The 20,743-nt window shown below is 66.3% G+C and carries 26 protein-coding genes; 24 read left to right on the top strand and 2 right to left on the bottom strand.

Translation table 11 applies throughout. The features are described 5' to 3' along the window. Positions 1-524, bottom strand: a 524-nt coding sequence (locus ACE3N6_RS13170; protein ID WP_374246235.1) for a nucleoside triphosphate pyrophosphatase, incomplete at its 3' end; no start/stop codon positions are given. 106 nt (positions 525-630) lie between these two features. On the opposite strand from ACE3N6_RS13170, the gene ACE3N6_RS13175 reads away from it, so the two are divergent. From ACE3N6_RS13175 to ACE3N6_RS13215, 9 genes are all read left to right on the top strand, one after another. Then, positions 631-1,107 carry a DUF177 domain-containing protein gene (locus tag ACE3N6_RS13175; protein WP_374246236.1) on the top strand — a complete coding sequence of 159 codons (477 nt, stop codon included), beginning with the start codon at positions 631-633 and terminating at the stop codon, positions 1,105-1,107. Between the two features lie 21 nt (positions 1,108-1,128). Next, on the top strand, positions 1,129-1,308 hold the full coding sequence (rpmF, locus tag ACE3N6_RS13180) for a 50S ribosomal protein L32 (protein ID WP_079435603.1): 180 nt from the start codon (positions 1,129-1,131) through the stop codon (positions 1,306-1,308). 87 nt (positions 1,309-1,395) lie between these two features. After that, positions 1,396-2,409 carry a phosphate acyltransferase PlsX gene (plsX, locus tag ACE3N6_RS13185; protein ID WP_374246237.1) on the top strand — a complete coding sequence of 338 codons (1,014 nt, stop codon included), beginning with the start codon at positions 1,396-1,398 and terminating at the stop codon, positions 2,407-2,409. After that, the gene (locus ACE3N6_RS13190; RefSeq protein WP_374246238.1) at positions 2,406-3,371 is read left to right on the top strand and encodes a beta-ketoacyl-ACP synthase III; all 966 of its coding nucleotides are present in this window, start codon (positions 2,406-2,408) and stop codon (positions 3,369-3,371) included. The genes plsX and ACE3N6_RS13190 overlap by 4 nt, the downstream gene beginning before the upstream one ends. Positions 3,372-3,403: 32 nt before the next feature. After that, positions 3,404-4,339 carry an ACP S-malonyltransferase gene (fabD, locus tag ACE3N6_RS13195; protein ID WP_374246239.1) on the top strand — a complete coding sequence of 312 codons (936 nt, stop codon included), beginning with the start codon at positions 3,404-3,406 and terminating at the stop codon, positions 4,337-4,339. Further along, positions 4,336-5,085 (top strand): 3-oxoacyl-ACP reductase FabG, encoded by a 750-nt coding sequence (fabG, locus tag ACE3N6_RS13200; RefSeq protein WP_374246240.1) that lies wholly within the window; start codon positions 4,336-4,338, stop codon positions 5,083-5,085. The genes fabD and fabG overlap by 4 nt, the downstream gene beginning before the upstream one ends. 87 nt (positions 5,086-5,172) lie before the next feature. Then, on the top strand, positions 5,173-5,412 hold the full coding sequence (gene acpP / locus ACE3N6_RS13205; protein WP_153161512.1) for an acyl carrier protein: 240 nt from the start codon (positions 5,173-5,175) through the stop codon (positions 5,410-5,412). A 16-nt stretch (positions 5,413-5,428) separates the two neighbouring features. Continuing rightward, positions 5,429-6,664, top strand: a complete 1,236-nt coding sequence (fabF, locus tag ACE3N6_RS13210; RefSeq protein WP_374246241.1) for a beta-ketoacyl-ACP synthase II — start codon at positions 5,429-5,431, stop codon at positions 6,662-6,664. A gap of 26 nt (positions 6,665-6,690) precedes the next feature. After that, positions 6,691-7,107 (top strand): protein YgfX, encoded by a 417-nt coding sequence (locus ACE3N6_RS13215; RefSeq protein WP_374246242.1) that lies wholly within the window; start codon positions 6,691-6,693, stop codon positions 7,105-7,107. Between the two features lie 15 nt (positions 7,108-7,122). On the opposite strand, the gene nadB is transcribed toward ACE3N6_RS13215, so the two are convergent. Beyond that, entirely contained in the window at positions 7,123-8,712 is a 1,590-nt protein-coding gene (nadB, locus tag ACE3N6_RS13220) for an L-aspartate oxidase (protein WP_374246243.1), read from the bottom strand. 213 nt (positions 8,713-8,925) lie between these two features. Between nadB and rpoE the strand changes: the two genes are divergently transcribed. The 15 genes from rpoE (at position 8,926) to nagZ (ending at position 20,731) form a co-directional block, all read left to right on the top strand. Next, the gene (rpoE, locus tag ACE3N6_RS13225) at positions 8,926-9,525 is read left to right on the top strand and encodes an RNA polymerase sigma factor RpoE (RefSeq protein ID WP_374246244.1); all 600 of its coding nucleotides are present in this window, start codon (positions 8,926-8,928) and stop codon (positions 9,523-9,525) included. A 4-nt stretch (positions 9,526-9,529) separates the two neighbouring features. Then, positions 9,530-10,075, top strand: coding sequence for a sigma-E factor negative regulatory protein (locus ACE3N6_RS13230; RefSeq protein ID WP_374246245.1), 546 nt, complete (start codon positions 9,530-9,532; stop codon positions 10,073-10,075). Continuing rightward, complete coding sequence (locus ACE3N6_RS13235; RefSeq protein WP_374246246.1) at positions 10,072-11,037, top strand: MucB/RseB C-terminal domain-containing protein; 966 nt, start codon at positions 10,072-10,074, stop codon at positions 11,035-11,037. Before ACE3N6_RS13230 ends, ACE3N6_RS13235 begins: the two co-directional genes overlap by 4 nt. Then, positions 11,037-11,492 (top strand): SoxR reducing system RseC family protein, encoded by a 456-nt coding sequence (locus ACE3N6_RS13240; protein WP_374246247.1) that lies wholly within the window; start codon positions 11,037-11,039, stop codon positions 11,490-11,492. The genes ACE3N6_RS13235 and ACE3N6_RS13240 overlap by 1 nt, the downstream gene beginning before the upstream one ends. Then, positions 11,489-12,922 (top strand): DegQ family serine endoprotease, encoded by a 1,434-nt coding sequence (locus ACE3N6_RS13245; RefSeq protein ID WP_374246266.1) that lies wholly within the window; start codon positions 11,489-11,491, stop codon positions 12,920-12,922. Before ACE3N6_RS13240 ends, ACE3N6_RS13245 begins: the two co-directional genes overlap by 4 nt. Continuing rightward, positions 12,912-13,166, top strand: coding sequence for a glutaredoxin family protein (locus tag ACE3N6_RS13250; protein WP_374246248.1), 255 nt, complete (start codon positions 12,912-12,914; stop codon positions 13,164-13,166). Before ACE3N6_RS13245 ends, ACE3N6_RS13250 begins: the two co-directional genes overlap by 11 nt. Before the next feature lie 66 nt (positions 13,167-13,232). Further along, on the top strand, positions 13,233-15,029 hold the full coding sequence (gene lepA / locus ACE3N6_RS13255; RefSeq protein ID WP_374246249.1) for a translation elongation factor 4: 1,797 nt from the start codon (positions 13,233-13,235) through the stop codon (positions 15,027-15,029). A gap of 22 nt (positions 15,030-15,051) precedes the next feature. Next, entirely contained in the window at positions 15,052-15,840 is a 789-nt protein-coding gene (lepB, locus tag ACE3N6_RS13260; protein WP_374246250.1) for a signal peptidase I, read from the top strand. 2 nt (positions 15,841-15,842) lie between these two features. Beyond that, positions 15,843-16,208 carry a DUF4845 domain-containing protein gene (locus ACE3N6_RS13265; protein ID WP_374246251.1) on the top strand — a complete coding sequence of 122 codons (366 nt, stop codon included), beginning with the start codon at positions 15,843-15,845 and terminating at the stop codon, positions 16,206-16,208. A 9-nt stretch (positions 16,209-16,217) separates the two neighbouring features. After that, positions 16,218-16,889 carry a ribonuclease III gene (gene rnc, locus ACE3N6_RS13270; protein WP_374246252.1) on the top strand — a complete coding sequence of 224 codons (672 nt, stop codon included), beginning with the start codon at positions 16,218-16,220 and terminating at the stop codon, positions 16,887-16,889. After that, positions 16,886-17,800 carry a GTPase Era gene (gene era / locus ACE3N6_RS13275; protein ID WP_374246253.1) on the top strand — a complete coding sequence of 305 codons (915 nt, stop codon included), beginning with the start codon at positions 16,886-16,888 and terminating at the stop codon, positions 17,798-17,800. The genes rnc and era overlap by 4 nt, the downstream gene beginning before the upstream one ends. A gap of 21 nt (positions 17,801-17,821) precedes the next feature. Beyond that, positions 17,822-18,565, top strand: a complete 744-nt coding sequence (gene recO / locus ACE3N6_RS13280; protein ID WP_374246254.1) for a DNA repair protein RecO — start codon at positions 17,822-17,824, stop codon at positions 18,563-18,565. Then, positions 18,562-19,323 (top strand): pyridoxine 5'-phosphate synthase, encoded by a 762-nt coding sequence (locus ACE3N6_RS13285; protein ID WP_374246255.1) that lies wholly within the window; start codon positions 18,562-18,564, stop codon positions 19,321-19,323. The genes recO and ACE3N6_RS13285 overlap by 4 nt, the downstream gene beginning before the upstream one ends. After that, positions 19,320-19,697, top strand: a complete 378-nt coding sequence (gene acpS, locus ACE3N6_RS13290) for a holo-ACP synthase (protein ID WP_374246256.1) — start codon at positions 19,320-19,322, stop codon at positions 19,695-19,697. Before ACE3N6_RS13285 ends, acpS begins: the two co-directional genes overlap by 4 nt. Beyond that, positions 19,694-20,731, top strand: a complete 1,038-nt coding sequence (gene nagZ, locus ACE3N6_RS13295; RefSeq protein ID WP_374246257.1) for a beta-N-acetylhexosaminidase — start codon at positions 19,694-19,696, stop codon at positions 20,729-20,731. The genes acpS and nagZ overlap by 4 nt, the downstream gene beginning before the upstream one ends. The last annotated feature ends 12 nt before the right edge of the window (positions 20,732-20,743 follow it).

The raw sequence follows: 20,743 nt of genomic DNA on the forward strand, positions 1-20,743 counted from the left end.
GGCAGGCCGACGAGGGCGTTGGGGTCGTCGCCGGAGAGGGCGTCGAGGAGGGCGATGCCCAGGCCTTCCGACTTGGCGCTGCCGGCGCAGTCGAGGGGGCGTTCGCGCTCCACGTAGCGCACGATCTCGTCGTGGCTGAGGGGGCGAAAGCGCACCTCGGTCGGCACCACGTCGAGCTGCGCTTCGCCAGTTTGCGTGTTGAGGAGCGCCAGCGCGGTGTGGAAGATCACGGTCTGGCCGCTCATCTGCTGGAGCTGCGCCACCGCGCGCTCGACGGTGCCGGGCTTGCCGAAGCGGATGTCGCCCAGCGCTGCCACCTGGTCGCTGCCGATGATGAGGGCGTCGTCGAACTGCCCGGCCACGGCGCGGGCCTTCTCGATGGCAAGGCGCTCGGCCGTGCCGCGGGGGCTCTCGCCGGGCAGGGGGCTTTCGTCGATGTCGGGGCGGGCGACTTCAAAGGGCAGGCCGAAGCGCTGGAGGAGTTCGCGGCGATAGGTCGAGGTGGAGGCAAGGACGAGTTTCATCGGGCAGGGAGGCGCGGCGTGAAAATTGCCGTCGGCGCGCGTGCAGGGTTTTGACACAGGGAGCCGAAAATAATATCATGCCGCTCTTATGTCGCAAGAAAGCTTCGTGATCGACCTCCGGGCGCTGGCCAGAGAAGGGCGCAGCCTTGAGGGCGAGGTGCCGGTAACGCGCCTCGGCCGTGTCGCCGAGTCGGTGCTGGAGCCGACCGGAACGGTGGCTTTCGGGTTTCAGGGTGAGCGTGACGACGAGGGCAGGCTCCACGTCGATCTGTGGATCCGGGGTCGCCTGGTTCTGCAGTGTCAGCGTTGCCTCGAAGCCCTGGAGTGGCCCTGTGAAGTGGAAAATCGTCTGCTGCTCCTCCGCCCCGGCGAAGCGCCGCCGGAAGATGAGCTGGAGAACGATGCGGAAGACGCCCTCGAGGTCGAGCCGCTCACCGATCTGCTGGCGCTGGTCGAGGACGAGGTGTTGCTGGCCTTGCCTCTGGTGCCGCGTCACGACGATTGCGACCCGCCGGTGAAAGCCGGTGTCGATGAAGAGATTTCGCCCTTCGCCGTTCTGCGTCAGCTGCGCGGCAAGGTTTAAGTATTCCTCAAGGAGTGTTTCATGGCTGTTCAACAGAACAAGAAGTCCCCGTCCAAGCGCGGTATGCATCGTTCCCACGATTTCCTGGTTGCGCCCCCGCTGGCCGTCGAGCCGACCACCGGCGAAGTGCACCTGCGTCACCACGTGTCGCCGTCCGGCGTCTACCGTGGCAAGAAGGTTGCCAAGGCCAAGGGCGAGTAATTCTCCCGGTTGCCAGACGGCGCGACGCCCTTGGGCGATCGCGCCGTTTTCACAACTTGTCCACCCATTTTCTCCGCTTGGCGCCGAATGACTGTCACCCTGGCCATTGACTGCATGGGGGGCGATCACGGCCCTTCGGTAACGGTTCCTGCTGCGCTGCATTATCTGCGTGGCGATCGCGACACCCGAATCCTTCTGGTCGGTCGCCCGGAGGCCATCGAGCCTCATCTGGGTGGCGCGCTTCAGGAGTTCGGCGAACGCCTGCGCCTGCATCCGGCCTCCGAAGTCGTCGGCATGGATGAGCCGCCGGCGCTCGCCATGCGCAACAAGAAAGATTCGTCGATGCGGGTGTCGGTGGATCTGGTCAAGTCGGGCGAAGCCCAGGCCGCCGTCTCCGCCGGCAACACCGGCGCCCTGATGGCGATCTCCCGCTTCGTCCTCAAAACGCTTCCCGGCATCGACCGCCCGGCGATCTGCAGCACGCTCCCCAGTATGCGCGGTCTCACCCACATGCTCGACCTGGGCGCCAACGTCGATTGCTCCGCCGAGCACCTGCTACAGTTCGGCATCATGGGCGCCATGCTGGTGGCGGCCGTCGAGCACAACGAGCGGCCCAGCGTGGGTCTGCTCAACATCGGCGAAGAGGACATCAAGGGCAACGAGATCGTCAAGCAGGCCGGTGAGTTGCTGCGTAACAGCGGCCTCAACTTCTACGGCAACGTCGAGGGCAACGACATCTACAAAGGTACGGTGGATGTGGTCGTCTGCGATGGCTTTGTCGGCAATGTGGCGCTCAAGACCTCCGAAGGCCTGGCTCACATGATGGCCAGCTTTCTGCGCGAGCAGTTCTCCCGCAACTGGATCACCAAGCTGGCGGCATTCTTTGCCATGTCCGCCCTCAAGGGGTTCAAGCACAAGGTGGACTCGCGCCGCTACAATGGCGCGGCCCTGCTGGGCTTGCGCGGCGTGGTGGTGAAGAGTCACGGCTCGGCCGATTCCTTCGCCTTCGAGCAGGCCCTCTGGCGGGCCGCCGAGGCGGCGCGGAACAGGCTCATCGAGCGGATCAGCGAACGAATGGAACGTGAAAGGCCTGCAGCATGATCCATACCCGAGTGATCGGAACTGGCAGCTATCTTCCTGGCTCGCCGGTCACGAATGACGATCTGGTTGCCCGTGGCATCGATACTTCCGACGAGTGGATCGTCGAGCGCACCGGAATCCGCAGTCGCTATCTGGCACCGCCGGACGTGACCTCCAGTGATCTGGCCTACGAAGCGAGCGTGCGTGCCCTGGCCGCAGCCGGCTGTGGGCCGCAGGACATCGACCTGTTGATCGTTGCCACCTCCACGCCGGATTACATCTTTCCCAGCACAGCCACGCTGCTGCAGGCGCGCCTGGGCATCAGCAATGGTTCGCCCGCCTTCGATGTGCAGGCCGTCTGCGCTGGTTTTGCATACGCGCTGGCCACTGCAGACAAGTTCATCCGCTCCGGCGACCACAAGCGCGTGCTGGTGGTGGGCGCGGAGGTCTTTTCGCGCATTCTCGACTGGCAGGATCGCAGTACCTGCGTGCTGTTCGGAGACGGCGCCGGTGCGGTGGTCCTGGCCGCTTCTGACACGCCGGGTATCCTCGCTACCGCGCTGCATGCCGACGGCAGCCACAACGGCATTCTGCGTGTGCCGGGTCAGGTTAATCGCGGTCTTGTGACGGGCGATCCGTTCCTGCGCATGGACGGCCAGGCGGTGTTCAAATTTGCCGTCCGGGTGCTTGCCGACGTAGCCCGCGAAGTGGCCGAGCGCGCCGGTGTTGCGCTCGACGACGTGGATTGGTTGATTCCCCATCAGGCCAACATTCGCATCATCCAGGCCACCGGCAAGCGGCTGGGCCTGTCGATGGATCGGGTCATCGCCACGGTTGGCGAACACGGCAATACCTCGGCGGCCTCAATTCCGTTGGCCCTCGACGCGGCCGTCCGCGACGGCCGTATCCGGCCAGGCCAAAAAGTGATCCTCGAGGGAATCGGCGGCGGCTTTGCGTGGGGCGCCGCGCTCATCCAGTTCTAACAAGAAGCATTGTCATTGAAGGATAGGGGACGATGAATTTCGCTTTCGTTTTTCCGGGGCAGGGCTCCCAGTCGGTCGGCATGATGGCGGCCTACGGTGACTCCGCGGTGATCCGCGACACCTTCGCCGAAGCCTCCGCCGCCCTTGGCGAGGATCTGTGGCAGATGGTCGCCGACGGCCCCGCCGAAGTGCTGGCCCAGACCGTCAATACTCAGCCGTTGATGCTCACTGCGGGCGTGGCGGTGTATCGCGAGTGGATTGCCCGTGGCGGCGCAACCCCGAGCCTCGTCGCCGGTCACAGCCTGGGTGAATACTCCGCACTGGTGGCTGCCGGTGCGCTGGATTTCCAGGAGGCCGTCAAGCTGGTGCGCCTGCGTGCTCAGGCCATGCAGGAAGCCGTTCCGGCCGGCGAGGGCGCGATGGCCGCGCTGCTCGGTCTCGACGAGCCCGCCGCCGCCGAGGCTTGTGCCGAAGCCGCCCAGGGCGAGGTCGTCTCCGCCGCCAATCTCAACTCCCCCGGGCAGATCGTCATCGCCGGCGCCCGCGCGGCCGTCGAGCGCGCCATGGCGGTCGCCAAGACCAAGGGCGCCAAGCGTGCCGTGCTGCTGCCGGTGAGCGCGCCCTTCCACTGCGCGCTGATGAAGCCCGCCGCCGAGCGTCTGGCGCAGCGTCTGGCCGAAATCGAGGTCAGGGTGCCGGCCATCGCCGTGCTCAACAACGTCGATGTGGCCGTCGAGACCGATCCGGCCCGCATCAAGGATGCGCTGGTGCGTCAGGCCTATTCGCCGGTCCGCTGGATCGAGACCGTGCAGGAGATCGCCCGCCGCGGTGCGACCCACGTTTTCGAGTGCGGCCCGGGCAAGGTGCTGGCCGGCATGACCAAGCGTATCGAAGGCAGTCTGCAGGGCGGCGCCATCGCCGATGCAGCCAGCCTCGCCGACATTCTTCAGACGACGGGGGCAGCATGAGTCAGGTTTTGCAGGGGCAGGTGGCGCTGGTGACGGGCGCCTCCCGCGGTATCGGTCGGGCCATTGCCCTGGAACTGGGGCGCCTGGGTGCGACGGTGGTCGGGACGGCCACCTCCGAGGCTGGCGCTGCCGACATCCAGGCCGGTCTTGAAGCGGCCGGCATCGCCGGTCGCGGGCTGGCCCTCGACGTCACCGACGCGGCGGCCTGCGAGGCGGCCATCTCCGAGATCGAGAAGAGCCTTGGCCCGGTGCTGGTGCTGGTGAATAACGCCGGCATCACCCGCGACAACCTGGCGATGCGCATGAAGGACGCCGAATGGGATGCGGTGCTCGACACCAATCTCAAGTCGGTCTTCCGCATGTCCCGCCTCGTCATGCGCGGCATGATGAAGGCCCGTAACGGCCGCATCATCAACATCACCTCGGTGGTGGGCAGCTCCGGCAACCCCGGTCAGGCCAACTATGCCGCCGCCAAGGCCGGCGTGGCGGGGATGACCCGGGCGCTGGCTCAGGAGCTGGGCAGCCGCAACATCACCGTGAATTGCGTCGCGCCGGGTTTCATCGACACCGACATGACCAAGGAGCTGCCCGAAGCCCAGCGCGAGGCCCTGCAGGGCAAGATTGCCCTGGGTCGCCTGGGCAAACCGGAGGAGATCGCCGCGGTGGTCGGCTTTCTGGCGTCGCCTGCTTCGTCCTACGTGACCGGGGCGACGCTCCACGTGAATGGCGGCATGTACATGGCGTAACCCTCGCCGGACTGGCGGGGGGGCGCGTTTTTGGTAGAATGCGGGGGTTTTGAATTCACCCCGCTCAATCAGCGAAGGAGTTGCTACATGGAAAATATCGAAGCTCGTGTCAAAAAGATCGTCGCCGAACAACTCGGTGTCAATGAAGCCGAAATCAAGAACGAATCGTCCTTCGTTGACGATCTGGGTGCCGATTCCCTCGACACCGTCGAGCTGGTGATGGCCCTCGAAGAAGAGTTCGAGTGCGAGATCCCCGACGAAGAAGCCGAGAAGATCACCAGCGTCCAGCAGGCGATCGACTACGTCTCCGCCCACCTGAAGAAGTAACGCGCAGGAGCCAGCCTTGACCCGACGCAGAGTTGTCGTCACCGGCCTCGGCGCCATCACGCCGGTCGGTAACACCGTACCTGAAACCTGGGATGCCATCGTCAATGGGCGTTCCGGCATCGCTCAGATTACCCGTTTCGACACCTCTGCCTTTTCGGCAAAGATCGCCGGCGAGGTCAAGGGCTTCGATGTCAGCGCCTATCTTTCCCCGAAAGAGGCGCGCCGGATGGATATCTTCATCCACTACGGGCTCGCGGCCGGCATCCAGGCCATCCGAGATTCGGGCATCGAGGTGACGGATGCCAATGCGCACCGCATTGGCGTCAATATCGGCTCCGGCATCGGCGGCCTGCCGATGATCGAGGACACCCACGACGATTTCCTCGGCGGCGGTCCTCGCAAGATTTCCCCCTTCTTCATCCCCGGCACCATCATCAACATGATCTCCGGCAACCTGTCGATCATGTTCGGGATGAAGGGGCCCAACATTGCGGTCGTGACTGCCTGCACCACCGGCCTGCACGCTATCGGCATGAGCGCGCGGATGATCGAGTACGGCGATGCGGACATGATGGTCTGCGGCGGCGCCGAATCGACCGTCACGCCGCTGGCGGTGGGTGGCTTTGCATCGGCAAAGGCGCTGTCCACCCGCAACGACGATCCCGCGACGGCCAGCCGTCCGTGGGACAAGGATCGTGACGGTTTCGTGCTTGGCGAAGGCGCCGGTGTGCTGGTGCTTGAAGAGTACGAGCACGCGGTCAAGCGCGGTGCCCGCATCTACGCCGAGATCGCCGGTTTCGGCATGAGCGGCGACGCCTACCACATGACCGCGCCGGATACCGACGGGCCGCGTCGCAGCATGGTGAATGCGCTGCACAACGCCGGCATCAACCCCGACGAAGTGCAGTACCTCAACGCGCACGGCACTTCGACGCCCCTCGGCGACAAGAACGAAACCGAAGCCATCAAGCTGGCCTTCGGTGCGGATGTCGCCAAGAAGCTGGTGGTCAACTCCACCAAGTCGATGACCGGTCACCTCCTGGGTGGCGCTGGCGGGCTGGAGTCAGTCATCACTAGTCTTGCTGTCTATAACCAGGTATCCCCGCCGACGATCAACATCTTCGAGCAGGATCCGGAGTGCGATCTGGATTACTGTGCCAACGTGGCTCGTCAGATGAAGATCGACGTGGCGGTGAAGAACAACTTCGGCTTTGGCGGTACCAACGGCACGCTGGTGTTCCGCAAGGTCTGAGTCGATGGCACGGCCATCCGTGCGTCGTGACTGTCATTGAAATCAAGCCGTCCCGGCTGCTCCTCGTTCTTGTGACGGGGGTGCATGTCGTGGCGGTTTTTTCATTCTGCTTCAGCAGCGGGTCGTGGCTGTGGGTGGCAGGCGCTGCCACTGCGGTTCTGTCGTGGGCTAATTTTGTGCTGCGCTGGCGGCGTGATGGGTGTCGGCTCGGGCTGATGAGCGACGGCGGATTTCAGTTCGATCCGGATGGCGCCGTCGAGCTGCAGCTGAACGCCCGGCCGGAGACGACGGTCAGCGCCGCCGCCGTTTGGCTGGTCTGGCAGGACGAGCGCACGCGCCGGAAGCGGGCGCGGCTTGTGATGCGCGATCAGGTCAGTCGCGACGACTGGCGGCGTTTTCAGGTGTGGGCCCGGCTGCGGGCCGGGCGCGCTGCGGAAGGCTGAAGCGCGAGAGGTTCTCTAGCGCATCCGGCTGCGGGTTGGGCGGATCACCGTGTCGCGGGCCACCGGCAGGGCGGTGGGGTAATCGCGGCTGAAGTGCAGGCCGCGGCTTTCCTTGCGATTCAGGGCGCTGCGGACGATGAGATCGGCGGTGACAACCAGGTTGCGCAGCTCGATCAGGTCGTTGCTCACCCGGAAGTTGCTGTAGAACTCGTCAATCTCCCGGGCCAGCAGGCGGATGCGGTGCTGGGCGCGCTGGAGCCGCTTGTTGGTGCGCACGATCCCCACGTAGTCCCACATGAACCGGCGTAACTCGTCCCAGTTGTGAGAGATCACGATGGATTCGTCGGCGTCGGTCACGCGGCTCTCGTCCCACTGGGGCAGCTCGGCGGCCTGGGGGCGTGGGTTGGCGAGGATGTCGCTGGCTGCGGCCTCGCCATAGACCAGACATTCGAGCAGGGAGTTGCTGGCTAGCCGGTTGGCGCCGTGCAGGCCGGTGCAGGCGGTCTCGCCCACGGCGTAAAGGCCGGGTACGTCGGTGCGGGCGCGCAGGTCGGTGACGATGCCGCCGCAGGAATAGTGCGCGGCAGGCACCACCGGGATCGGCTGCTGGGTGATGTCGATGCCCAGCTCGGCGCAGCGGGCCAGGATGTTGGGGAAGTGCTCGCGCAGGAAGTCGGCCGGCTTGTGGCTGATGTCCAGGAAGACGCAGTCCAGGCCGTGCTTCTTCATCTCGAAGTCGATGGCGCGGGCGACGATGTCGCGCGGGGCCAGCTCCTCGCGGCTGTCGTGTTCGGGCATGAAGCGCGAGCCGTCGGGCCGGCGCAGCAGGCCGCCTTCGCCCCGGACGGCTTCGGAGATCAGGAAGGATTTGGCTTGCGGGTGGTACAGGCAGGTGGGGTGGAACTGGATGAACTCCATGTTCGAGACCCGACAGCCGGCCCGCCAGGCCATGGCCACCCCGTCGCCGGTGGCGGTATCGGGGTTGGTGGTGTAGAGGTAGACCTTGCCCGCGCCGCCGGTGGCGAGCACGGTGTGGCGCGCTGCGAAAGTGCGCACTTCGTCGTTGGCGATGTCGAGGACGTAGGCGCCAAGGCAGCCGGCCTCGGGGCGTCCGATCTTGTGGCCGACGATGAGGTCGACCGCGATGTGCTGTTCGAAGATCTGGATGTTCGGGTGGGCGCGGACCTGTTCGGTCAGTGTGGCCTGGACGGCGGCGCCGGTGGCGTCGGCCACATGGATGACCCGCCGGTGTCCGTGTCCGCCTTCGCGGGTGAGGTGGTAGCCGATCGGCGAGCCAGAATCCGCCGTGAAGGGGACGCCGCGATCGATCAGCCAGCGGATTGCTCGTGCGCCGTTCTCGACGACGAAGCGGGTGGCTTTCTTCGAGCACAACCCGGCGCCGGCGGTGTGGGTGTCGGCGATGTGGGCTTCGGTGCTGTCGGTGGGGTCGAGCACCGCGGCAATCCCGCCCTGGGCCCAGGCGCTGGCGCTGTCTTCGAGCGTGCGTTTGGTGACGAGGGCGACCTTCAGGGTGTCGGCGAGGCGAAGGGCGAGGGATTGGCCGGCAAGGCCACTGCCCAGGATGAGCACATCAAAAGCGGTCACTTCGGAATTCCGCGGGGGCGCGATAGTTCAGATGGCCGACTATAGCACGTGCGATCTGCCCTGCCGACGCCAACAAAACCCTTTCGGTGACTGAACTATGGCGGGGCCGCTGCGGTCAACCGAAGGACTTTGGCAGGAAATCGAGACGCTCAAGGTATACTGCCGGGCTGTGGCCGACCGGGCCATGACTCACGAGGTAGCCCTTTCCCGACCATGAGCGATCGAGAAATTGACCAGCAGTTGGTCGAGCGCGTCCAGCGTGGCGACAAGCAGGCTTTTGGCCTGCTGGTGGCTAAGTACCAGCGCAAGCTCGCCCGGCTGTTGTCGAGATTGATCCGAGATCCCGCCGAAGTGGAGGATGTCGCCCAGGAGACGTTCATCAAGGCGTATCGCGCCTTGCCGTCCTTCCGGGGAGACAGCGCTTTTTATACCTGGCTTTATCGTATCGGGATCAACACCGCCAAGAACTTCCTCGTTTCGCAGGGCCGGCGTGCGCCGACGTCCACCGATTTCGACTCCGACGAGGCCGAGACCTTCGAGGATGGCGATCAGCTGCGCGACATCAACACGCCGGAGCGTCTGCTGATGACCAAGCAGATCGGGGATACCGTCAATGTGGCGATGGAGGCCTTGCCTGAAGAATTGAGAACGGCAATCGTGCTGCGCGAGATCGAAGGTCTGAGCTATGAAGAGATCGCCTCGATCATGGAGTGTCCGATCGGCACCGTCCGATCGCGGATCTTCCGCGCGCGGGAAGCAATTTCAGAAAAGCTCAGGCCGTTGCTCGATACGGCTCCGAACAAGAGGTGGTAAGACGATGAAAGAAAAGGTTTCGGCCCTGCTGGACGGCGCCCTCGACGACGAGGCTTCGTCCCGACTGTTCGAATCGCTCAGGCGGGATGGAGCGCTTCGACGAGACTGGGAAGATTACTGCCTCATCGGGGACGTGCTGCGGGATGAGAACGGGCTGTCGTCCGATTTCACGCGCAAGGTGATGCGCTGCATTGACGACGAGCCCACGGTCCTGGCGCCGGCGCGTCGGGAGGTTGGCGGTGGCCTCGTCCGGCACCTGATGCCGATCGCGGCGTCGTTCATGGGCGTGGCTGCCGTGGGTTGGGTGGCGATGTCCCTCAACGGTAGCGGCGAGCCGGTCGAACGCCTGGCGGCGGCCAAGGTTCAGGCGCCAGTTGCGCTGGTGAGCGCGCCGGCCGAGTCGGCCACGCGGCCGCAGGGGGCGACGGGCGAGCCGTCTGAGCGCGAGTACCTGTTCGCCCATCAGGCGATGGCGCCTTCCGCAGCCATGCCCGGCGTCGCGCTCTACGTGCGGACCGTTTCCGACAGTCGCGTGGCCGGACAGCGATGAAGCGCTTTGTCGCATTGATGGCGGCACTCCTGACGGCAGGGGCCGCTGGCGCGGCCGAAGTCCCCACCGATCCGCTGAACTGGCTGGGCCGCATCTCCAGCGCCGCGCATCGGCTCAACTACACCGGCACCTTCAGCTACCAGAACGGGAAGAACGTCGAGACTTCGCGGATCGCCCATCTGGTGGACGGCGGAGTCGAGTTCGAGAAGATGGAGGCGCTGGACGGCAGCCCGCGGGAGGTGGTGCGCAACAACGAAGAGGTGCAGTGCTTCCTGCCGGATCAGAAGCTGGTGATCGTCGATCAGTCGGCGGCCCGGCGCGGTTTCCCGGCGCGGCTGCCGGCCTCGCCGAGCGCTCTGGCCGAGAACTACCGCATTCGCAAGGGTGAGGTGGTCCGGATTGCCGGCCTGGAGAGTCAGCAGATCATCCTTGAGCCCAAGGACGACATGCGCTTCGGCCATCAGTTGTGGGCCGACGTGAACTCCGGCCTCCTGCTGCGCGCTCGCCTGATCGGGGAGAAGGGCGAGAGCATCGAGCAGTTTGCCTTCAACGAGGTGCAGATCGGCGCGCCCTTCGACAAGGAGAAGGTGAAGCCCCGTTTTGTGCGCGGTGCCGACTGGAAGGTGGTGCAGGCGCGCGGCAACGATGTGAAGGTGGAAGACATCGGCTGGGTGTTCCGCAACTCGATCCCGGGCTTCCGCCAGGTGGTGTCGGTGGCGCGACCGGGGCGCAAGGATCGGGCCGAGGCGTATCACGTGGTCTTTTCGGATGGGCTTGCGGCCATCTCGGTGTTCATCGAGCCGGTGTCGGCCAAGCCCGGCGCCCAGAGCGGCATGAGCACCAACGGTGCGGTCAACATCTTCCGTCGCACGGTGGCAGATCACCTCATCACGGTGTTGGGCGAGGTGCCGCAGGCGGCGCTGGTCCGCATCGCCGACGGTGTGGAGGTTCGGAAGCGCTGATGCGGGTGAGCGGGGTGGTTTCGCGGGTCGAGTCGGGTTATGCGTGGGTCGATGTCACGGTGGCTCAGGGCTGCGGTCGTTGCCATGAACCGGGTGGATGCGGCGGGGTGAATATCGCCAGGCCGCTGGCGGCTGCCAGTCAGACCGTGCGGGTGCGCGACGAGATCGGCGTGCGCCCCGGTGAGTCGGTGGGGCTGGTTGTGGACGACGGCACGCCGCTGCGCGCGGCCTTGCTGGCTTATGCGCTGCCGGTGGCCGGCGTGCTGCTGGGGGCTGCGGCCGGTACGGCTGTGGCGCCGGTGGGTGGTAGCGTGGATCTGACGGCGGGTATCGGTGCGCTGGCGGGGGGCGTTGTGGCCTTTCTGCTGGCGCGGGGCCGTTCGGCCTGGACGCAGGACGCGGCGCCGCTGCGCCTGGAGCGTGCCGGTACCCAGCACGGGGCATGCGGGCGATGAGGGGCGACGTGGTTTGCCGGCGCCTGTTTGCCTGGCTGGCGCTGCTTGTTGCCGTGTTCGCCGGCCGTCTGGCGTTGGCGCGGGATCTGCCCGATTTTGCCGATCTGGCCGAACGCCAGGGGGCCGCGGTGGTGAACATCAGCACCACCCAGGCCTTGCGTCAGACGCGGCCCGGCGTGCCCAGCCTGGAAGAAGACGATCCGATGTTCGACCTCTTCCGGCGCTTCATTCCGCGTTCTCCATCCGGGCCGCGGATGGACCCGGACAACCGCTCCCTGGGTTCGGGCTTCATCGTGTCGCCCGATGGCTATGTGCTGACCAATGCCCATGTGGTGGATGGTGCCGACGAGATCGTCGTCAAGCTTACCGACAAGCGGGAGTTTCGCGCTCGCGTGATCGGCACCGACGCCCGCACCGATGTGGCGCTGCTCAAGATCGACGCCACGGGCCTGCCGAGGGTCACCCTGGGCGATGCGGGCAAGCTCCGCGTCGGCGACTGGGTGGTGGCGATCGGTGCGCCCTTCGGTTTCGAGAACTCCGTGACCGCCGGCATCGTGAGCGCCAAGGGGCGATCGCTGCCGCAGGAGAACTTCGTGCCCTTCATCCAGACCGACGTGGCCATCAACCCGGGCAATTCAGGGGGGCCGCTGTTCAACATGAAGGGCGAGGTGGTCGGCATCAATTCGCAGATCTACAGCCGGACAGGCGGTTTCATGGGCCTGTCCTTCGCGATCCCGATCGACGTGGCGATGGACGTGCAGGCCCAGTTACGGGCCAGCGGGCGGGTTCAGCGGGGCCGGATCGGCGTGGTGATCCAGGAGGTCTCCCGGGAGCTGGCCGACAGCTTCAACCTGGGCAAGCCGGTCGGGGCCCTGGTGAGTTCGGTGGAGAAGGGCAGCCCGGCAGACAAGGCCGGCATCGAGCAGGGCGACATCGTCCTGCGCTTCGACAACCGGCCGGTGGGCGTGTCGGGCGATCTGCCGCGGATCGTCGGCAGCACGCGGCCCGGTGCCCGGGCGCCGGTGCAGGTATGGCGTAAGGGAGCACTGCGCGATCTCACGGTGACGGTGGCCGAGCTGCCCGAGGAGAAGGCGCGCAAGCTCGCCGCCAGGGCGCCCCGGCAGGAAGTTGCGCCGAACCGGCTCGGGATCGTCGTCGTGGAGCCGTCGGGGGATCAGCGCCGCGATGGCCGCTTTGCCGCCGGCGGGGTGGTGGTGGATGCGCTGCGCAGCCCGTCGGCGCGAGCCTCCGAGATCCAGGCTGGGGACGGCATCCTGGCCTTGGTGAGCAAGGGGGTGCGCACCGACATCCGCTCGGTGGAGCAGTTTAACCGCGTGGTGGGTGGCCTCGAGTTGGGGCAGACCGTCACCCTGCTGGTGCTGCGTGGCGAAACCCAGACCTTCGTGCCACTGCGAACCCTTGAGCGCTGATCGCCAACTTACCGTCTTGAGCCGGATGTGGTGCCATCTGTGCCACGATCTGATCGTCGCCCTCGCGCCGCTGCAGGACGAGCTGGGGTTTTCGGTGCGCGTCGTGGATCTGGACACGGATGCGCCAGAGCTTGAAGAAGTCTGGGGCGAGAAGGTGCCGGTGTTGCTGGACGGGGATGTGGAACTGTGTCATTACTTCCTCGACGAAGCCGCGGTCCGTGCTCATTTCCGGCGTATCGGTTAAAATCAAACCCTTTGCCAGGCAAACAATTTTTTCAAGGGTGCCCAACGGCACCCTTTTTCATGGCCCATGCAACACATCAGAAACTTCTCGATCATCGCCCATATCGACCACGGCAAGTCCACCCTGGCCGACCGGATCATCCATCTTTGCGGCGGCCTGTCCGACCGGGAGATGGAGGCCCAGGTGCTGGACTCGATGGACATCGAACGTGAGCGGGGCATCACCATCAAGGCCCAGACCGCGGCGCTGAGCTACCGCGCCCGCGACGGCCAGGTCTATAACCTCAACCTCATCGATACCCCGGGGCACGTGGACTTCTCCTACGAGGTCTCCCGCTCCCTGGCGGCCTGCGAAGGCGGCCTGCTGGTGGTGGATGCCTCCCAGGGCGTCGAGGCCCAGACCGTCGCCAACTGCTACACCGCGCTGGAGCAGGGCGTCGAGGTGGTGCCGGTGCTCAACAAGATGGACCTGCCCCAGGCCAACCCGGATGGCGCGAAGCAGGAGATCGAAGACGTGATCGGCATCGACGCGAGCGACGCGATCCCCTGTTCGGCCAAGACCGGCATGGGCGTCGAGGACATCCTGGAAGCCGTCATCGCCCGCATCCCGCCTCCCAAGGGCGATCCGGATGCGCCGCTGAAGGCGCTCATCATCGACTCGTGGTTCGACAACTACGTGGGCGTGGTGATGCTGGTGCGGGTGGTCGATGGCAGCCTCAAGCCGAAGGACAAGATCCTGTTCATGTCCAACGGCAACCAGCACCTGTGCGAGCAGGTGGGGGTGTTCACCCCCAAGTCCCAATCCCGGGAGAGCCTCTCCGCCGGGCAGGTGGGCTTCATCATCGCCGGCATCAAGGAGCTGAAGTCCGCCAAGGTGGGCGACACCATCACCCTCGCCGGCAAGCCCGCCGCCGAGCCCCTGGCCGGCTTCAAGGAGATCAAGCCGCAGGTGTTCGCCGGCCTGTATCCGGTCGAGTCCAACGAATACGACCAGCTCCGCGAATCCCTCGAGAAGCTGCGCCTCAACGACGCCTCGCTGCAGTTCGAGCCGGAAGTCTCCCAGGCGCTGGGCTTCGGTTTCCGCTGCGGCTTCCTGGGCCTGCTGCACATGGAGATCGTGCAGGAGCGCCTGGAGCGCGAGTTCGACATGAACCTCATCACCACGGCGCCGACCGTGGTGTATGAAGTGCTGATGAAGGATGGCACCGTCGAGCAGGTGTCCAACCCGTCCAAGCTGCCGGACCTGTCCAAGGTCGAGGAGGTGCGCGAGCCGATCATCAAGGCGGTGATCTTCCTGCCCCAGGAGTACGTCGGCCCGGTCATCACCCTGTGCAACCAGAAGCGCGGCGCCCAGGTGGACATGCTCTACCACGGCCGTCAGGTGCAGCTGATCTACGACATGCCGATGAACGAGGTGGTCATGGACTTCTTCGACAAGCTGAAGTCGGTGTCCCGCGGCTACGCCTCGCTTGACTACGAGTTCAAGGAATACCGTGCCGCCGATCTGGTCAAGCTCGACGTGCTGGTGTCCTCCGAGAAGGTGGATGCCCTGTCGATCATCGTGCACCGCGCCAACTCCCAGTATCGCGGCCGCGAACTGGTGGCCAAGCTGCGCGAACTCATCCCGCGCCAGATGTTCGACGTGGCCATCCAGGCAGCGATCGGCTCCAACATCGTCGCCCGCGAAACCATCAAGGCCCTGCGCAAGAACGTGCTGGCCAAGTGCTACGGCGGCGACATCACCCGGAAGAAGAAGCTCCTCGAGAAGCAGAAAGAGGGCAAGAAGCGCATGAAGCAGGTGGGCAACGTCGAGATTCCGCAAGAGGCCTTCCTGGCCGTGCTGCGGGTGGATGAAGGTAAATGAGCTTGCGGACCGGAGCTGATACGTGAATTTCGCCCTGATTCTTTTCCTGTTGCTGCTGGTGAGCGGCGCCCTGTGGGCGCTGGACCGTTTCGTCGCCAGCAAGCGCCGCAGCGTGGGCGCCAAGACGCCCTGGTGGGTGGAGTACGGCGCGAGCTTCTTTCCGGTGATCCTGGTGGTGTTCTGCCTGCGCTCGTTCGTCGTCGAGCCCTTCAAGATTCCGTCCGGCTCGATGATCCCGACCCTGCTGATCGGCGACTTCATCCTGGTCAACAAGTGGACTTACGGCATCCGCCTGCCCGTCATCAACAAGAAGATCATCGACGTGAACGAGCCCCAGCGGGGCGACGTGATGGTCTTCCGTTTCCCGGGCGACCCCTCCCTCGATTACATCAAGCGGGTCGTGGGCCTGCCGGGGGACAAGGTGGAGTACATCGACAAGAAGCTGACGATCAACGGTCAGCCCGTGCCGCAGAACGCCGCCGGCGATTATCTGCACACCGACCGGCTGTACTACTCGCCGAGCTTCATCGAGAAGCTGGGCAACGTCGAGCACCGGATCATCGTGGAAAATGCCGCGCCGGCCTATGTTTCCCAGGTCACCAAGTATCCGTTCCAGGAGAACTGCACCTATACTAACCGCGGTCTTTCCTGCACTGTGCCGGCGGGGCACTACTTCATGATGGGCGACAACCGCGACGGCAGTTTCGACAGCCGCGGCTGGGGCTTCGTCCCGGAGCAGAACATTGTTGGCAAGGCTTTCTTCATCTGGTTCAATTTCAGCGACCTGAAACGGATAGGCAGCTTCCAGTGATCATGACGCGAAAAAGTCAATCGGGCCTGAGTCTCGTCAGCGTGCTGCTGGTCGGCGGTGCGATGGCTGCCATCGTGGTGGTGGGCCTCAAGCTGATCCCGGTGGTCAATGAGTACTACGGGATCAAGCGCGCCCTGACGGCGGTGGTCGGCGCCTCCAACCCCCAGACGGCCACCGTCTCGGAGCTGCGCAACGCCTTCGCGAAGCGTGTCACGGTTGACGACATCACCAGCGTCACGCCGGCGGATATCGACATCACCAAGGAAAACGGTCGAATCGTGATGTCCGTCGACTACGCCCGCAAGGTGCCGCTTTATGGCAGGGTCAGCCTGCTGATCGAATTCTCCGCGTCGTCCGACGCTCACTGATTCCGCCCCATGAAGTTGGACGCCCTGCAGCAGGCCATCGGCCATCGTTTTGCCCGGCCGGAGCTCCTGGAGCAGGCGGTCACCCATCGCAGCTTCGGCTCGCCCCACAATGAGCGGCTCGAGTTCCTCGGCGACAGCGTGCTCAACTGCGTCACTGCCATCGCCCTGTTCGGGCGCTTCGACAACCTGCGCGAGGGCGACATGTCGCGCCTGCGCGCCAACCTGGTGCGCCAGGAGGCCCTGCACCGGCTCGCCGACGGGCTCAGGCTCGGCGAATACCTGCGCCTGGGCGAGGGCGAGCTGAAGAGCGGCGGACATCGCCGGCCGTCCATCCTCGCCGACGCCCTGGAGGCCATCATCGCCGCGGTGTTCCTGGATGCCGGCTTCGAGGCGGCAAAGGGCGTGGTGGATCGGCTCTACGACAAGTCCCTCGCCGCGCTCGACCCGGCCCGCGCCCTCAAGGATCCAAAAACCGCGCTGCAGGAGTGGCTGCAGGGCCGGCGCATGGCGCTGCCCAAGTATTCGCTCGCCGACACCCGGGGCGAAGCCCACCAGCAGGAATTCGAGGTCGAGTGCGAGATCGCCGGCCTTGGCCTCAAGACCCGCGGCATCGGCGTGAGTCGCCGCGCTGCCGAACAGCAGTCCGCCCAGCGGGCGCTGGAACGCCTACCCCAGAAATGACCGAATCCAACACCTCCGCCGCTGGCGATCAGCCGATGCGCACCGGTTTCGTCGCCATCGTCGGCCGCCCCAATGTGGGCAAGTCCACCCTGCTCAACCGCCTGATCGGCCAGAAGATCAGCATCGTGTCGCGCAAGGCCCAGACCACCCGTCACCGGGTCACCGGCGTGCTGACCGAAGGCCAGGCCCAGTACATCTTCGTCGACACCCCGGGCTTCCAGACCCGCCACAAGAACGCCCTCAACCGGGCGATGAACCGCACCGTCACCCAGGTGCTGGCGGATGTGGACCTGGTGCTCTTCGTGATCGAGAGCGGCCGCTTCGGCCCCGCCGACGAGCAGGTGGTCAAGCTGCTGCCCGAAGGCGCCAAGGTGATCCTGGTGGTCAACAAGATGGACATGCTCGAGGACAAGGCCAAGGTGCTGCCCTTCCTCCAGAAGATGAGCGCGGTCTATCCCTTTGCCGAGATCGTCCCGGTGTCCGCCGAGAAGGGCCACAACACCGCCCAGCTCCTGAAGGCCGCGGAGCCCTACCTGCCCGAAGGCGAGTGGATCTTCGGCGAGGACGACATCACCGACCGCAGCGAACGCTTTCTGGCTGCCGAGTTTCTCCGTGAGAAGCTGTTCCGCCAGCTGGGCGAAGAGCTGCCCTACGGCATGACCGTCGAGATCGAAAAATTCGAGGCCGAAGCCGGCATGCGCCGCATCAACGCGGCCATCATCGTCGACCGCGACGCCCACAAGGCGATGGTCATCGGCAAGGGCGGCGAGCGCCTCAAGCGCATCGCCTCCGAAGCCCGTGTCGAACTCGAAAAGCTCTTCGACTCCAAGGTCTTCCTGGAGGTGTGGGTCAAGGTCAAGAGCGGCTGGGCCGACGACGAGCGCGCCCTCAAGAGCCTCGGCTACGAGTAAGCCGGCCCGGGGCAGCCTGCCGTGAGCGCCAAGCAGCGCGTCGACCAGCAGCCGGGCTTCGTGCTGCACAGCTATCCGTACCGCGAGACGAGCCTCATCGTCGAGGTGTTCAGTCGCGACCACGGCCGCGTCGGCCTGGTGGCCAAGGGCGCCCGGCGCCCGGCCTCGCAGCTGCGCGGCGTGCTGATGGCCTTCCAGCCGCTGTTCATCGACTGGAGCGGCGGCGGCGAGATGAAGACCCTCGTCCGCGCCGAATGGCAGGGCGGCCAGCCGCTGCTGGGCGGCCAGGCGCTGCTGTGCGCCTACTACGCCAACGAGCTGCTGATGCGCCTGCTGCCCCGCGAGGACGCCCACCCCCGGCTCTACGCCGCCTACGGCGACGCCTTGCGGGCGCTGGCTGCGGGTGAGCCGCAGGAGGTCGTCCTGCGCCGCTTCGAACTCGCTCTGCTGCAGGAGCTTGGCTACGGCCTGCTCCTCGAAACCGACGCCGACGACGTGCCGCTCCGGGGCGACGCCCGCTACGCCTATATAATCGAGCGCGGCCCGGTCGCCCTGGAGGCCTACGGCGCCGTGGGCGACGAGCTGCCCAGCGTGTCCGGCAAGACCTTGCTCGACATGGCTGCCGGCGATTTCCGCGACCCGGAGACCCTGGCCCAGAGCAAGGCCCTGATGCGCCGGCTCATCCAGCACCACCTCGGCGGGCAGCAGCTCCAGTCCCGCCGCGTATTCACCGAACTGTTCGCCTTTCCCGGAGACCTCTCTTGATCGAACTCGGCGTCAACATCGACCACGTGGCCACCCTCCGTCAGGCCCGCCGCACCTGGGAGCCCGACCCCGTGTGGGCGGCCGTCGAAGCGCACCTGGGGGGCGCCGACGGCATCACCGTACACCTGCGCGAGGATCGTCGCCACATCCAGGACGAGGACGTGCGCCGCCTGCGCGACCTCACCCAGATCAAGCTCAACCTCGAGATGGCCGCCACCGACGAGATGGTCGGCATCGCCTGCGGCATCAAGCCCGAGATGGCGATGTTCGTGCCCGAAGGTCGCCACGAGGTGACCACCGAAGGCGGCCTCGACATCGTGTCCCAGGAAGCCCGGCTGAAGGATGCGGTCGCCCGGCTGGCCGACGCCGGCATCATCGTCAGCGTCTTCATCGACGCCGAACTGGCCCAGGTGGAAGCCGCCGCGCGCATCGGCGCGAAGGTCTGCGAGATCCACACCGGCCCCTACGCCCACGCCTTCCACGCCGCCGGGCGCGACGCCGAAAGCCCCGCCGTGCTCGCCGAAATCGACAAGATCGCCCGCGCCGGCGAGGCCATCCGCGGCCTGGGCCTGCGCTTCAATGCCGGTCATGCGCTCAACTACTACAACGTCCAGCCCATCGCGCGCCTGCCGGGCATCCGCGAGCTGCACATCGGCCACGCCATCGTCAGCCGCGCGGTGTTCTCGGGCATGCGCGAGGCGGTGCGCGAGATGAAACGCCTGATGCGCGAAGGCGCCGCCCACGGCCGGCAAGCGTGATCCACGGCATCGGCACCGACATCGTCCGGGTCGCGCGCATCGCCGAGGCCCTCACGCGCCACGGCGCCCGCTTCGCCGCCCGGGTGCTGGATGCCTCCGAGCTGCCCGCCTTCGAGGCCGCCGCCCACCCCGAGCGCTTCCTCGCCAAGCGCTTTGCCGCCAAGGAAGCCTTCGGCAAGGCGCTGGGCACCGGGGTTGCCGTGCCGGCCACGCTCCACGCGGTGCGGGTGGGGCACGACGCCCTGGGCAAGCCCCTGTTTGAATTCTCCGCCGCCCTCGCCGAGCACCTGCGAGCGCAGGGCCTCGCGGCCCACCTGAGCCTGTCCGACGAAGCCGAATACGTCGTCGCCTTTGCCGTGATCGAAAAACCATGAAGCCTTCCCACGCCCAGCCCGGCCCGGTCATGCTCGACGTGGCCGCCCACGAAGTCACCGCCGAAGAACGCGAAATCCTGCAGCACCCGCTGGTGGGCGGGGTGATCCTGTTCGCCCGCAACTACGCCGAGCCCGAGCAGCTCCGCGCCCTCACCGCCGCCATCCGCGCGGTGCGGCCCGAGCTGGTGATCTCGGTCGACCACGAAGGCGGCCGGGTGCAGCGTTTCCGCGACGGCTTCACCCGTCTGCCGGCGATGCGCCGCTTCGGCACGGTATGGAACGACGACCCCGCCGCCGCTACCGCCGCCGCCCGTCACGCCGGCTTCGTGCTGGCCGCCGAGCTGCGCGCCCACGGCGTCGATCTCAGCTACGCGCCGGTGCTCGATCTCGACTACGGCGTCAGTTCGGTCATCGGCGACCGGGCCTTCCACCGCGATCCCCAGGTCGCCACCGAGCTTGCCCGGGCCCTGATCGCCGGGCTGGCGGACGCCGGCATGCGCGCGGTGGGCAAGCACTTCCCCGGTCATGGCGCGGTCGAGGCAGATTCCCACGTGGCGATTCCGGTGGACGAGCGCAGCTTCGACGCGGTGTGGGCCGACGACATCCAGCCCTTCCGCAACCTGGCTTCGGTGCTTGGCGGCGTGATGCCCGCCCACGTCATCTTCGAGCACATCGACCCGCGCCCGGCGGGCTTCTCGCCCTTCTGGCTGCAGGAGGTGCTGCGCGGCCGGCTGGGCTTTGGCGGGGTGATCTTCTCCGACGACCTGACCATGGAAGGCGCCAGCGTGGCGGGCGACATCGTGGCCCGCGCCGGCGCCGCCCACAGCGCCGGCTGCGACATGGTGCTGGTGTGCAACCGGCCCGATCTGGCGGTGCAGCTCATCGACCGCTGGCGCCCGGAGGTGAGCGCCGACAGCGCCGCCCGCGTCGCCGCCCTGCGCCCGCGCCCCGGCACCATGCCCGCCGATCCGGCCACCCTGGCCGGCTGGGCGCCCTACGTGGCCGCCCGCGACAGCGTGCTCGCCCTGGCCTGACCCGCCCGCGCC

Origin of the sequence: Zoogloea sp. (assembly GCF_041904905.1) — a bacterium.
In the GTDB taxonomy this organism is placed as follows: domain Bacteria; phylum Pseudomonadota; class Gammaproteobacteria; order Burkholderiales; family Rhodocyclaceae; genus Zoogloea.